Source organism: Methanosarcina sp. UBA5 (genome assembly GCF_002505485.1).
Lineage (GTDB): Archaea > Halobacteriota > Methanosarcinia > Methanosarcinales > Methanosarcinaceae > Methanosarcina.
Window position 1 is genome coordinate 60,172 of record NZ_DAVG01000008.1, and the last position, 14,143, is coordinate 74,314.

At 41.6% G+C, this 14,143-nt stretch carries 11 protein-coding genes and 1 pseudogene; 6 read left to right on the forward strand and 6 right to left on the reverse strand.

Annotated elements, in window-relative coordinates; translation table 11 throughout:
- Window positions 1-16: 16 nt before the first annotated feature.
- Window positions 17-1,435: an aspartate kinase gene (locus BP621_RS00680; RefSeq protein ID WP_292387280.1), complete on the reverse strand. Its 1,419-nt coding sequence runs from the start codon at window positions 1,433-1,435 to the stop codon at window positions 17-19.
- A gap of 402 nt (window positions 1,436-1,837) precedes the next feature.
- Here BP621_RS00680 and BP621_RS00685 point away from each other — a divergent pair, with 402 nt between their 5' ends.
- Entirely contained in the window at window positions 1,838-3,034 is a 1,197-nt protein-coding gene (locus BP621_RS00685) for a cofactor-independent phosphoglycerate mutase (protein ID WP_292387237.1), read from the forward strand.
- Window positions 3,035-3,270: 236 nt separating this feature from the next.
- Window positions 3,271-3,732 carry an Hsp20/alpha crystallin family protein gene (locus BP621_RS00690; protein WP_292387240.1) on the forward strand — a complete coding sequence of 154 codons (462 nt, stop codon included), beginning with the start codon at window positions 3,271-3,273 and terminating at the stop codon, window positions 3,730-3,732.
- Between the two features lie 134 nt (window positions 3,733-3,866).
- Here the strand turns inward: BP621_RS00690 and BP621_RS00695 are convergent, their stop codons facing one another.
- Both BP621_RS00695 and BP621_RS00700 read right to left on the reverse strand, forming a co-directional pair.
- Window positions 3,867-4,862, reverse strand: coding sequence for a cation diffusion facilitator family transporter (locus BP621_RS00695; protein ID WP_292387242.1), 996 nt, complete (start codon window positions 4,860-4,862; stop codon window positions 3,867-3,869).
- Window positions 4,863-5,101: 239 nt separating this feature from the next.
- Window positions 5,102-5,500: a hypothetical protein gene (locus BP621_RS00700; RefSeq protein WP_292387245.1), complete on the reverse strand. Its 399-nt coding sequence runs from the start codon at window positions 5,498-5,500 to the stop codon at window positions 5,102-5,104.
- A gap of 515 nt (window positions 5,501-6,015) precedes the next feature.
- Here BP621_RS00700 and BP621_RS00705 point away from each other — a divergent pair.
- On the forward strand, window positions 6,016-6,780 hold the full coding sequence (locus BP621_RS00705; protein WP_292387247.1) for a coenzyme F420-0:L-glutamate ligase: 765 nt from the start codon (window positions 6,016-6,018) through the stop codon (window positions 6,778-6,780).
- 172 nt (window positions 6,781-6,952) lie between these two features.
- Here the strand turns inward: BP621_RS00705 and BP621_RS00710 are convergent, their stop codons facing one another.
- Together BP621_RS00710 and BP621_RS00715 are read right to left on the reverse strand one after the other, a co-directional pair.
- On the reverse strand, window positions 6,953-7,276 hold the full coding sequence (locus BP621_RS00710; protein ID WP_292387250.1) for a cupin domain-containing protein: 324 nt from the start codon (window positions 7,274-7,276) through the stop codon (window positions 6,953-6,955).
- A gap of 262 nt (window positions 7,277-7,538) precedes the next feature.
- Window positions 7,539-8,018 (reverse strand): deoxycytidylate deaminase, encoded by a 480-nt coding sequence (locus BP621_RS00715; RefSeq protein WP_292387252.1) that lies wholly within the window; start codon window positions 8,016-8,018, stop codon window positions 7,539-7,541.
- Window positions 8,019-8,428: 410 nt separating this feature from the next.
- Here BP621_RS00715 and BP621_RS00720 point away from each other — a divergent pair, with 410 nt between their 5' ends.
- The 3 genes from BP621_RS00720 to BP621_RS00730 all read left to right on the forward strand — a co-directional run bounded on the left by BP621_RS00720 (window position 8,429) and on the right by BP621_RS00730 (window position 12,168).
- On the forward strand, window positions 8,429-9,337 hold the full coding sequence (locus BP621_RS00720) for a protein translocase subunit SecF (RefSeq protein ID WP_292387254.1): 909 nt from the start codon (window positions 8,429-8,431) through the stop codon (window positions 9,335-9,337).
- Window positions 9,334-11,073, forward strand: a complete 1,740-nt coding sequence (locus tag BP621_RS00725) for a preprotein translocase subunit SecD (RefSeq protein ID WP_292387257.1) — start codon at window positions 9,334-9,336, stop codon at window positions 11,071-11,073. Before BP621_RS00720 ends, BP621_RS00725 begins: the two co-directional genes overlap by 4 nt.
- Window positions 11,074-11,145: 72 nt before the next feature.
- Window positions 11,146-12,168 carry an AAA family ATPase gene (locus tag BP621_RS00730; RefSeq protein WP_292387260.1) on the forward strand — a complete coding sequence of 341 codons (1,023 nt, stop codon included), beginning with the start codon at window positions 11,146-11,148 and terminating at the stop codon, window positions 12,166-12,168.
- A gap of 967 nt (window positions 12,169-13,135) precedes the next feature.
- On the opposite strand, the pseudogene BP621_RS00735 reads toward BP621_RS00730, so the two are convergent.
- Window positions 13,136-14,143: pseudogene (locus BP621_RS00735) on the reverse strand (monomethylamine:corrinoid methyltransferase); the annotation flags it as partial.

A 14,143-nucleotide genomic window follows, 5' to 3' on the forward strand; every position in this document is an offset into this window, starting at 1 on the left:
CCCCTCCCTGCATGCTTTATAGCTGTTTTTTAATTCCGTTTCCGTTATATAATTCAAATTCATCATGCAGGGTTTTGACTGCGGCAAATGCATCATCTTCCCGCACTACGAAAGAGATATTGTACTGGGAAGAGCCCTGACTGATCATGATTATATTAATCATTGAGTTTCCAAGCGCTCCGAAGACCCGTTTTGCCACGCCTGGAGTTCCTGCCATACCTGCACCCACGACTGCAACTACGCAAACATTTTTATCTGAAGTAATTTCTTTTACAATTTTGCGGTCGAACTCTTCATGGAGAGCTTTTAAAGCGGGCTCGATGTGTGCCTCACTAATTACGAAAGAGATATTGGATTCGGACGAGCCCTGGCTGATCATAACAACATTAACGCCTGCTTTTGCAAGTGCAGTAAAGAGCCTTGCTACAGTCCCGACTGCTCCCACCATCTCTGCACCCTCAATATTGATAAGAGCTACATTTTTAATCAGGCTTACGGCTTTTACAACATGCTTGCACTGGAACTTTTCCGAAACCACGAGTGTGCCAGGAAGCTCAGGCTCAAAAGTATTCTTAACACGTACAGGAATGTGTTCGCGCATAGCAGGCTCAATCGTGCGCGGATGCAGCACGTTTGCTCCAAAATAAGAGAGTTCCATGGCTTCTGCATAAGAGATCTGCGGGATAGTTTTTGCCTCTGGCACTATTTTCGGGTCGGTAGTCATGATCCCGCTTACTTCTTTCCAGAGCCAGATCTCATCAACTTTTAAAGCTGCACCCAGGATAGAAGCTGAAAAGTCAGACCCACTTCTTCCAAGAGTGGTAATAATACCGTCCTCATTTTCTCCGATGAATCCCGTGACTACAGCAATCTGTGACTCTAGTCTACATCCAAGCCTCTTTTTCACAAGTTCATAGGTTTTCTCCAGAGGCCTGGCATTTCCGTAATCCGATGATGTTATAATCCCTGCTTCTCCACCTGTGAATTCGGTCGATGCAATTCCAAGGGAACGGATAGCTCCTGACACAATCGGAGCAGCTAGGCGTTCTCCATAAGAGCAAATGTAGTCAATTGACCTTGGAGTAAGCTCACCAAGATAGCAGATTCCGATCAGGGCTTTTTCGAGCTCGTCAATGCGGAGGTCAAGAGTCTGGATAACTTCTTTCGCGACTGTGGGATCATCAATGGCATCCTTTACGGCCTCGTGATGTTTGTTTGTTATTTCTGTTTTAAACTCCTTCACAAGGGCAACTTTGCCTTTTGTTGAGGCAAAGAGTGCATTTTCCAGAAGCCCATCGGTTACTCCACCGAGCGCTGAGGTTACTACCACGATCTGGTTGCCTTCTTCACGGTACCTCTTCAGAAGCTGGGCAACATGACGGATTTTTTTTCCGTCCCCAACGGAAGTTCCTCCAAATTTCATTACAATTTTCATGATCGAATCACGTTTTGTCATTAACTGATTATTCTCACACCATTTACTTAAACTATTTATTATAATTTTAGTTGTCCTCACTAATTATTCGGATTGAAGTGAATAATTCTCCAGGATTCTTGTAGGTTTGCAGATTGCTTTCGATAATATGGTTTTTTATAGAGAAAGCTATATATCGGCTCTTTTGCCACTTAACATGTTTTATACTGAGAATCTGTTCTGTATAGGATATGGATACTATATTATAACGTTTGTGTAAAATGGATTAGAAATTAAAATCTTTGGATCACAGAAAAACCTACTGGCAAATGCCCGATAGATCTCAGTAATCGAGATCTGGTAGAAAATAATATATTTTATTCCCGAGATGAAAGACTAAGATAGTTGGAGACTGGTGAAGCAATGAAATATGCTGTACTTATAGGAGACGGAATGGCTGATTATCCAATAGAGGAACTGGGTGGAAAGACCATTCTCCAGGCAGCCCGAACCCCTGCTATGGACTATATTGCAGCCCATGGAAAAACAGGGCTTGCAAAAACGATACCTGATGGACTTCCCGCTGGAAGTGATGTCGCAAATATGTCTATTCTCGGGTACGATCCGGCAGTGTATTACTCTGGTAGGGCTCCTCTGGAGGCTGCCAGTATGAGTGTTGCTCTTGCATCCGATGATGTGGCTTTCAGATGCAATCTTGTGACTATTGAGCAAGGGAGAATAAAAGATTACAGCGCAGGGCACATCAGCAGTGAAGAAGCTAAGATCCTTATCGAAACTCTTGATACGGAACTCGGTACCGAAGAACTGAGCTTTTATCCGGGAATCAGCTACAGGCACCTCCTGGTCGCCAAAAATAATCTGGGGGCTGAAGCGGAGTGCACTCCCCCGCATGATATTACCGAAAAGAAAATAGAGGAATATCTGCCCGGAGGAAAAGAGGGAGATTTCTTTTCCGACCTGATCAAAAAATCTATGATTATTCTTGAACTGCATCCAGTTAATCTGAAAAGGATTGAAGAGGGTAAGAATCCCGCAAATTCAATCTGGGTCTGGGGCCAGGGATATGCTCCAAAGTTTACGCCGTTTCGAGAACTGTATGGGAAAGCTGGAGCAGTTATCTCGGCAGTCGATCTTCTGAAAGGGATTGGAGTTTATGCAGGATTGGATGTAATTGAAGTTCCTGGAGCAACCGGTTATCTGGATACAAATTATGAAGGAAAAGCTAGTGCTGCAATTGAGGTCCTGAAAACCAGGGATCTTGTTTTTGTCCATGTGGAAGCTCCAGATGAAGCTGGACATGAAGGGAGTATTGATAAAAAGTTAAAAGCTGTCGAAGATTTCGATAGCCGAATTGTAGCTCCTATTCTTAAACATGCCGAGGCTTCAGACGAGCCCTTTACGATTCTCGTACTACCTGATCATCCAACCCCGATTTCCTTAAAAACCCATGTTCCAGATCCTATTCCTTTTGCAGTCTACAGGACTGACAAAACGGATTCCGATGGAACAGAGACTTTCAATGAGGAATCGGCTAGAAAAGGTTCTCTTGGCCTTGTAAAAGCTTCGGATCTTATAGGAATACTTGTGAAGGCTAAATAACTGCTTTCTCTCGTTTTCCATTCTATGTTCCTATTTGTTCAGCATCCTTTATTTCCAGAAAATCCTCTGTTCTAGATTTTCGGAAATTTTTCTTGAAATTTTTCTTTTATCATTGTGGCTCTTTTTTGTACTAAGTTTTTGTGAAATTGCTCAGGAAAACGTATATATCCTTTCTCAATATATTCAGAATAGCACATAAAATCTGTGTTATCATTTTAACTTAGGGGGATTTTTGTATGAGATGGCCTATGAGAAAATCATTTTCAGGACCTGCACGCTGGGACCCTTTTGAAGAAATAAGAAGGACGCAAGAGCGCCTCAACCAGTTGTTTGAAGACTTTATGCCAATGGAAGAATGGGGAGGAGGAAAGGTCTACACTCCTGCTATCGACATTAAGGAAGAAGACGATAAGCTTGTAGTCACTACCGACCTGCCCGGTATTAATAAAGAGGATGTTCAGATTAACCTTAAAGAAGATATGCTTGAGATCAGTGCAAAGACCGGAAAGGAAAAAGAAACTGAAGAAGAAGGATATCTTCGCAAGGAGAGAGCATATACTCAATTTTACAGGGCAGTCCGCTTACCTGCAAGCGTTAAGGAAGAGGGAAGCACTGCAAAAATGGAAAATGGTGTTCTTACAATAACGCTGCCGAAAATGCAACTGGAAGAGCCGTCAAAGAAAATAGCTATCGAGTAAGCTTTTCGGAGCAAAAAGATTACATTAAATTTAATTTCAGACTGCGAAAGAAAACTGCAGCCTGTCTTTTTTGAATTTTTTCATGCTGATTTTCCGACTCAGTACAAAGAGATTTTCAATCCTATTCTCAATTTTCATGATCTCGTTCTATTATTTGTTCCGTGCATGTCCTTATTATGATACTTAGAATCAGAACACGGTTCCACGTGAATTGAAAAGTGGCCATTACTGCCGCAGATCTCTTTTAGCCTGTTTTCGATCTGCGTTGAGATTTCATGTGCGTCCACAATATTCAAATCCCTGTCAACCTCAATATGGACATCTGCAGCCACGGCGTTTCCTATTTTTCTAGTTTTTAGCTCATGAAAGCCTAAAACACCGTCAGTAGAACGCAGGACTCGTTCAATATTTCTGTAAGTTTCTGAGTCAAGTGAAGCCTCCAGCAGTTCATTGAGGTTTTTGTAAGAGATATCAAATGCCACTTTAAAGATAAGGAGACTTATGACAATTGCAGTTAATGGGTCAAGTACTACCCACTGGCCTCCAAGAAAGATCGCGCCCCCTATCCCTATCATCGTTCCTAGAGAGGAGAGGGCATCCGAACGGTGGTCCCAGGCGTTAGCAATCACGGCATCACTCTTAATTTCTCGGCCACATATTATGGTGTAACGGTACAGCCACTCTTTTGACACGATTGAGATAATCGCTACAACAAGAGTAATTTTGCTTGGTTCTGGAAGCCCTTCCCCATTATAATAAGCAATAATCTTCTGAAAGCCGCCCCAGAAAATTCCAAAAGCAGCCGCAACAAGTACAAGCCCTGTAAACGCTGCAGCTAAGGTTTCAATTTTTCCGTGTCCGTAATTATGTGTACTGTCTCTTGGTTTTTTTGCGACTCTTAAACCCACAATTACCGCGATATCTGTTATTAAATCGGATAGTGAATGAGCAGCATCAGCAACCATTGCCGTACTAGTTCCCAGGATACCAGCTGCAAACTTGATACCTGTTAGTAAAAAATTTAAAACCATCGAGACTTTTGTTACATGAGCCGCTCGAGAGTACCGCACATCTTCATTTTTCTCATAACTGAAGAGAGTCTCCTTATTTGTATCTCCAGTACCTTCCATAATTTCTCATATCATCTTGACTATTTGAATAAATTTAAAATATTATATTTCGATATATATTATTATCAATTAAACCGGAGCATAGAAGTTAGCAATCAATAGATATAAGGGTATCTTCACTGGTTAAGAAGTTTATATAGCTTGGAATCGGTTTTTGCGGATTAATTTCGCTTTATATTCTTCTATACTTATAAAAATATCCCTTTTATTAACTGATAAATTGGAAAGCATCGTGACACTCAGCAGTAGCGCGGAAAAATATATTTTATTTCCTTTATTCTCTCTTCTTCTCCTTCTACTTCCTCAGGAAATTCTTTACTGTTCAGGGCTTCAGCCTGTGCAACTTCAGGGTGCTGTCTTAGAAATTCCATTGAATATTCAGTAGTTTCTTTTGCTGATGCTTGAAAAGTCTTATCGATTTCTTCTTTACTAAACTGCCCGTGATAAAGAAGAAGTTGAGTTACTTTTTGCCTGGTGGCTTGAGGTTCGTTCTTATAGTCCAGGGAGTAGTACAGCTTACTTATGATAACTCTTAAACTCCAGGTTCTGCTTCGTTCGTTGTCCTTTAACTCAAAAGGGCTTTTATCCTTTATTTTTTCTATAATTTCATTCAGGTCATACTGGCTCGTGTTTAACACCCCTACGGGATTTGGTTTGCAAGCAGATAAAAGCTCTTAATATCTCTTAACTCTGCCCGGGAGAAAAGCGTCATCGGTAAATAAAATAGGACCGGGATAAAGTAAGTCCAAAAATAAAGTATCTTGAGGAAATAAGTTAGTTTAAGATTAATATATTGAGAAAACAGGTAAATTTAGAAATAGTGAATTGAAATATAATGTAAACTGAAAAATAATGTAAACTTAAAAACGAATTTCGAAAAATGGCGAAAAGAAAAATAAGTAATATGAAGAAACATGATCTATCAAAAAATAGGTGAAAAGCGCGGCATCAGGAAATTGTTCTCATCATCTTTTGCTCAGTTGGGGTAACTCTCATCATCGCCGCAAGATTCAGTATATCGGTGGTCTTATTTATGGTTACTGCCTTTACTGCTGCAATTTGTTAATTTAACGGATCATTCCTGTTATTTCCTGTATCTAACTGAGCAAAATCCAGTTGCTCTTACTAATTTTAAAGCCTTTGAGGAAAACACTTGAAATTCGAAGCCATAGTCGTTGAGAATATTCCCCTTATTCATACTGGGGACAACCTGCCCTCGATCATCTGTAAGAATCTAGAACTTCAGGACAGGGATATTGTTATCGTTGCCTCGACCATCGTTGCTAAAGCTGAAGGGGAGATCTTCAGGCTAGAGGAAATTACTCCAGGGAAAATAGCACTTGAGATGGCAGCCCGAAACGGAAAAGATGCGAGGTTTATCCAGGCTGTACTTTCCCGGAGCAGGGAGATGCTTGTGGAAAAACCATTTATGCTTGTGACAACCCTTGCAGGGCATACCTGCGTAAACGCAGGAGTTGATGAATCAAATATTGAAGACGGATTTTTGCTCTATCCTCCGGAAAATCCGGATGCCAGCGCTTCAAGGCTCGGGCAGGAGCTCGAAAAGTTGAGCGGGAAAAAGTTGAGTGTCATCGTCACGGATACAAACGGGAGAGCTTTTAAAATAGGACAGACCGGTGTCGCTATAGGAATTTACAAGATAAAGCCTGTAAAGTGCTGGATTGGGGAAAAGGATCTCTTCGGAAAAGTCCTTGAGATTACAGAGGAAGCAGTTGCCGATGAACTTGCAGGTGCCGCAAACCTTCTGATGGGCGAAGGCGCAGGCGGAACTCCAGTAGTTGTAATTCGCGGGCTCGATCATTATTGTGATGAGGAGACCTTTATAAAGGAAATGTATCGTCCTGAAGAATTAGACGTTATTAAAAAGGGGCTTCGTTGCCTTCAAAAAAAGAATTGAATAAGTAGAGTTGAATAAAAAGGTAAAGCTTCAGAGCCCAGTTATTGAGCTAAGAAATAGCCAGAACTTCTATTTTAAAGAACTTGAGAGTCTCGGGATGGTTTGACTCTATGTTCCGACTTTGCCTGGCTGAAAAACAATTTTCTGCAACGTGAAATAGAACTCATTAGTATTAAAAGCGGATCATAGTTAGAACCATCTTGAACCTTTCCAGGGCACGGAGGGAGTGGGGTTCGCTGGCAGGCATTATAATCATGTCCCCCTTTTCCAGAATATTTTTATTTCCGGAAATTGTGATTTCTGTCTTTCCATCTATCACCTGGATCATGGCGTCAAAAGGGGCAGTATGCTCGCTCAGTCCCTCACCTTTATCAAAGGCAAATATAGTTACAGTCCCAGTATCCTTACGGATAATTTCTCTGCTTACAACGGCTCCTTCCTGGTATTCAATCAAAGCTTCTATCCTTAATACCCTGGCTTTTAATTCTTCAGACATCTTTCCACCTCTTATTCCTTTTACATAAGTCCATATAGCGTCTATCTAGGCATCTGACAAATTTTTGGGCGGTATTCGGATCTTCCAATAGAATCTAGTCGCGTTAGACTCTCTATTGCCTCGATTTTTTCGGATAAAATACCTCAGAATGCGTTTTTATATCTATTTATGTACGAAATCTTTAATAATTAAGTTGTTTTAATTTTTTTATAGATGGGTTCGCCTGCAGGAGTAGACACAGTATATTTTTAATCCTGCAGGTTCAATTCCCCTCTGAAGTTTCGCTTTTCAGCTCAAAAGGTATATGTTCCACTTCCACACCCGCATCCTTGAAAAATTCCAGTGAATCGGTGTCAGGATAGAGAGTTGCATATACAACTCTTTTAATGTTCGAGTTGATGATTATTTTCGTGCAAAGAATACAGGGCTGGTGTGTGCAGTAGATGGTTGCTCCTGCTATGCTTACCCCATGTATTGCGGCCTGGATAATTGCATTCTGTTCCGCATGTACCGCCCTACACTTTTCTTGCCGAGTGCCTGAAGGAATCTCTTCAAGATCCCTGATACACCCAATTTCAAGGCAGTGGTCCATGCCGCTGGGTGCTCCATTATATCCGGTTGAGAGAATGCGTTTATCCCGAACGATCACGGCCCCCACGTTCCTTCGAAGGCATGTGGCCCGTTTGCCTACTACGAAGGCGATTTCGAGGAAATATTCATCAAGGGAAGGTCTTTCTGTCATTATTTTTAATCAACAGTAACTGGTATATATAGCTGTGACGTTAAAGCCTGTATCATTTTTAAGAGTTAATTTTAAGTGTAATAAATTAACGATGTATAGAGACGAATAGCTAGAGGAAGAATTAATATAATCTGTGAGTATAAAGAGTTAAAACAAATTGACTAATTTATAACACTAATTTGTTTCTAATATACTTGTTTATAATATATACTTATTTATAATATTAGAACATCCAGAACGTTATCCCCCGTTACCTGAACCCGAATGGCAGAGTAAATTCGAGATTTTCAATAAACCTGATTATAAACTTCGTGTTCTGAATTATACATCAGGATTATATATCTGGATGTAATGAGCTGTTCGGATAGGTTTTATATAATAATAGATACACGCATCCGGAGTACTAAATTATGGCAACAGGTTTGACCGAACTTTTAGATAATTTCGTGAAAAATCACGATGATCGCCAGTTGCTGGCATTACCCCTTGCAATACTAGCAGTTTCTTTAATAATACTGCTATTTTCCTTTGTGAATAGTGGGTCGCCGGTAAAACTGGGAATGGAATTCCAGGGCGGTACACAGATTTCGGTAGAAACAACTGATTCTCCTTCTGTGCTTAAAGAAACTTTTTCTTCCTACCCCATAACCGATGCCCTACAGGCCGGAAGCAGGGTTATCATGGATTTCGGAGTCATGGAAGATAAGCAACTGGTCCAGCTCGAGAAGGATATCGCGAGTCACAAATACACTAATGTGCAGATCCAACAGATAGGTGCTACCTATGGACAAGACCTGCAGAAACAGGCTGCTCATGCCGTTATAATCTCCTTTATAGGGATGTCCATAATAGTATTTCTGCTCTTTAGGACTCTTGTACCTTCCTTTGCAGTGATACTCTCTGCCTTTTCGGACATCATGATTGCCGCTGCTTTCATGCGAGTTGCAGGGATTGAGCTTTCCTTGGGCACACTTGCCGCCCTGCTTATGCTCATTGGTTATTCTGTAGACAGCGACATTCTACTTACTAATAGAGTGCTTAAACGTCGGGGCACAGTACAAGAAAAAGTTTCTCGAGCCATAGAAACAGGAGTTACAATGACCAGTACAGCTCTTGTAGCGCTTTTGGTCATGCACATAGTCTCGACTTACCTTTATCTGATCATTCCTTCATTCGCACAGATTTCTTTGCTTTCGCAGATTTCGAGTGTGTTGATTGCAGGACTTATTGCAGATATCATGAATACCTGGCTTTTGAATACGGGAATTTTGCGCTGGTATGCACTGAAGCCCGAATTCAGAGGGAGGTATGACAGATGAGAGACATAATAACAAGTCTTTTTAAAAATCCAAGAATCATTATTTTCACCTTAGCAATTCTTATCTCTATCGTAGCTATTCACCCTGGCTATACTCCTGGAGAAGGAACAACTTCTCACCTGAATTTTGGACTTGACCTGGAAGGTGGGTCCTGGCTTCAGATAAAGCTACAGGGAGCACTTGCACAAATAGATGCAGATCCCGGAAAGCTAGTCAGTGGAATAGTTGAACCTGTAATTGGTGCCCCTATTGAGATTACAAATAATGATCTCCAGGTTGGTGGTTCTGAAAATCAGTCTGTTACTTTTACAACGTCTGCCCCTGTTAGCGCATCCCAGCTTGATTATCTGGGTACAGTAAGCGTGGACAAACTGAGCGCAACCAAAACTCAGGTAACTATTTCCTCTATCAGTAAGGAATCCCTTATTGAGTCTTACCTCTCAAAAGCTCTTAATACAGAGGTAGTTCCAACCAGTACCAGTAACGGAGTAGTATATGAAATCAGGACAGCGGTCTCTGAGCAGCAGCTTGAGACTCTTTTGGAAAAAGTTGGAGCTTCTATCCATAAAAACGATGACGGAAGTTCAACTTATAAGGAAGGAGTCAGCACTGATACAAGGGATCTCACAAAGAAAATCCTTAGTGACAAGCTCAACTCCTTTGGTCTGAAAGATATTCCTGTCAGGACTGTAGGAGACGAATACATCATGATTGACTTTGCAGGCATTGACCTGGCAACTGCAAAGGAAATTGCCGAAAAGCCGGGAAAGTTTGAAATTCGGATCCAGACAACTGGAAATGAAACTGAACATGTGCTTTATGGTGAATCTATAGCTAGTGTGGGAGTTCCAAGCTACCATGATGAGCAGTGGCATACTCCCTTCACCCTGAACGATGAAGGAGCTCGGGCACTTCAGAAAATTGCACTCTCAACTGGGGCAATTGATAATCCAGATGAACATTACCTGAACATGTATCTTGATGGCGTCAAGATCTATGGAGCTCCTTTGAGTCAGTCTGCAGCCGAAAAACTGCGAGACGCTCCTATCTATTCCTGGGAAGCTTCCACAGGTACTGATGATGCTGCCAAAACTGAAGCGACGACTCTTCAGGTCCACCTCAGGGCAGGGGCTCTTCCTGTCAATGTAGTGCTTGTAGGTTCAGGGCACGTGGATGCAGGTCTCGGATCGAAGTTTAAATCTGAAGCTATAATCACAGGTCTGATTGCACTGTTTGCAGTAGCTACGGTAGTTTATTTCAGGTACAAAAGGCCTGAAATTCTGGTACCTATGGTCGGGACTTCTATCAGTGAAGTCATTATGATTCTTGGAGTTGCAGCAATTATCAACTGGCAGCTTGACCTGCCGTCAATTGCAGCTATTATCGCTTCTATTGGTACCGGAATTGACCACTTAATTATCATCACAGACGAAGTGCTTTATGAAGGCAAACTTCCTCCATCAAGAGTCTTCTCTTCCAGGATAGGAAAAGCTTTCATAATCATTTTAGGGGCAGCTTCCACAAATATTATTGCATTGGCTCCTCTGGTCTTTATGGGTTTTGGAACTCTGAAAGGTTTTGCCATTACTACTATTATTGGCACAATCATTGGTGTGGCTGTTGCAAGGCCTGTTTATGGTGTGGTGATCAAGGCGCTGCTTGAATCAAAAGGAGAAGTGGAGTCTAAAAATAGTAAAGGTTCAGTTGATTCGAGAAAAAGAGGTTCAGTCGATTAAACATTGAAGGAAAGCGAAAAATAAAGTTTCCTTAATGTGGGTATTCAAACGCGAGAAATTAAGGTGGAATGTATGCAGGATCTCTGGACTTTGAAATACAGGGCAGGTACCCTGAAGGAAATGCTTGGAAACGAGCATGCTTTAGCCACGCTTTCCGAACTTGCCCAGTCCGGGACTCTTCCCCACCTTATTTTTTACGGTCCTGATAATTCCGGAAAAACGACAGCATCTCTCGCTCTTGCCAGGCAGCTTTATGGGCGTACCTGGAAAAACAATTTTACATACTTCAATGCTTCGGATTTTTTTGACCAGGGAAAGCGCTATCTAGTCCGAGACAAGCGTTTCGTGCGTTTTCTGGGCACCGATGACCCAAAGAAAATCTATAAGAGTGTAATCGATATTTTCAAGGAAATTATCAATGAGTATGCTGGAACTGCATCTCTTGATGCTGATTACAAGTTAATCTACATCGACAATGCCGAGTCCTTGAATTCTGACGCACAGCATGCTCTAAGGCGAATTATGGAAAAGTACAGTGCAACATGCAGGTTTATTCTTTCCACTACCAAACCTTCCAAACTTATTGCTCCACTCCGTTCAAGAGGCCTTCAAATTTTTTTCACATATGTTCCGGACTCAGTTCTGAGAGCCCATCTTGAGAAAATCGGCTGTGCTGAAAAGTTGCAGCTTTCGGAAGGCGCATTTGATGCAATCCTTTATTCTGCGAAGGGAAATGTTGCAAAGGCGGTGCAGACTCTACAGCTTTCTTCCTTGATTGCACATGGTTCGGTCATTACTGAAGAGATGGTGTATGAAGCTACTCTAGGCAGGGATGAAAATATTGATAATTTGCTTTCTTCGGCTCTTGCTGGAGATTTTTCCAGAGGAAGGCATCTTCTAGATGAGATGATAGTTGAAAAAGGGCTTTTAGGGGTTGAGATTCTTGAAGGGCTTTCTGAAGCTCTCTCAGATTCGGGGGAAACGGATACAGACATTGCTCGCATTGTTGTGAAAATTTCCGAAGCTGATGCCCGTCTGAAGGATGCTGCCAATGAGAGAATCCAGCTTGAGAAACTGATCTCTTCACTTTCTTAATTTTTAGAGGTCTTTTCTTTCTGTCTTCTTTTACTGCCTCTTTTCATTTCTTGTATGTCTGTGAGAGATCGACCCTCTTTAATTTTATGGATCCTGATTATGTTTTGCATTTCCACTTCTCTCTCCTTTTTTTAAACTATATATATGTTTCTCTCCAAAGTTACTAAAAAATAAAAAACTATTTATGTTTTAACGATTTAATTGAACTTAACATAGCAAATTATATATACAATTAGCTTTTATTTTTTATTGTAAATAGGCCAGAAGCTCAGGCTTCTAAGGAGTTAAGGGGCTCCATTACACTTTTTAAAAGAAGTATGGACCTGGGTTCAGGACATCCAGAGTGATGTGCTATACTTCCTGATGATGGTTCAGAGCTTATACTTCCTTTACAGAAGTCAGATCGGGCCTTTTCGAAAAATCCACAAATAAATCCACAAATAAATCCCTCCATTACTCCCTGAATAGCTCCCTCTTTTCAGGGAGGTCATGCTCACATGGCAGAAGGAATTCTGACGTACACTTGAAAAAGATACTATTCTGCCTAAATTTAAAAAATTGTCTGCTTGAGCTTATTTTTCAAGCAGGCATTCTATTAAATTACTCTTTCTTTTTCAGTAATTGAAAGGTTGCAGAGTTCCCACTAACTCGGCAGACTCATATTCAGACATACCATATCAGCTTCTTCTTTTTGAAACTTTACTGGCATCCAGTAAGATCCAATCCACCAATCCGAAATCCAGGAGATATATGAGTCAATTTATTAAAGTCCAGATATCCATTTTAAAAAAGTATCCCCCGTTATACTATATTATTATATTTCTCCATTATATTTTAAAAATCTATACAATCAGTAATATCTCTTTATATTTATTTCGTTCGAACTCTCTTAAAAAATTAACCAGCGAGAGAACTCACTGGTTTTGGGTTCCTTCAGTATAAAAACCTCAGGCTTTGAACTTTTATTTTAAAATACAAGTCCTAGCTCTTCGAGCTTTTTCCTTGCTCCGTCATAGACCTGCATGTATTCGTCAGTTGGGGTTACTGTCTTTACGTCGTAACATTCCTGGAAAGTCTTTCCTGCAGGTGCGCTTGCATAATTCTTTTCATAGAGAGCTACAAGCTTGTCAAGGATCTCATTTACTTCTGAGATTTCCACACCTGCAGTTGCCCTTGCCACTTCTCCCATCATTCTGGCTTCCATACCTGTGGTCTTGTCGGTAACCACACCCTTTGCGGATGCTACACCTGAAAGAATCTCTCTACCTGAAGCCGTATCAGTTATGGACTGAGCAGACGCTTCAAGCAGGCACATCTCAGTACAGGGGCCTGCACATGGGTAGTACTGGTTACCTGACAGTATATCTGTAAATTCGGAAATTGTTGCACATGTCCAGCCTGCAATCTTCAGGGTTTCCCTGGTGTTGGTTGAACCCCAGCGGATATGAACAGGTCCATCCAGGTGCCAGCTTGCGCTGCTCATAACAATAGAATTGATATGGGTTGCAATGTCGACTATTGCGGTTTCCTCAATTCCGCCTGCATATCCTCCGAAAATCGGCATCTGTTCGTCCATAATAATGTCGCTGTTCCCTTTGTAGTGGGCGATAACTGCGATTGCATCCAGGTCGATCTTTAGTTCACAGAGTTGCGAGACCTCGTGGCTGTCCGTGGAAACCATTCCGCCGGCACAGTCAGCGGAAATGTTTCCCTGAGCGGACAGGGAGGTCTCTGGGCCCTAGACAGCCATGCCAGGCCTACCAGCCATGGCGCAAGCATTTTTAATGAGTCTTGTTTCGGTCTTTGCGGCAAGAACTTCATACGGGCTCTTTGGAATAGGTGCTTTCCCGCGAACTGTGGTCATTACACCGTTAACGATAGTGTCTACTTCCTTTTCCAGGGCATAGCTCAGGTGAACAGGCATAAACACATCTTCGGAAATCGGAGAGCCAGTAGGTCCACCCTGCACAATTGG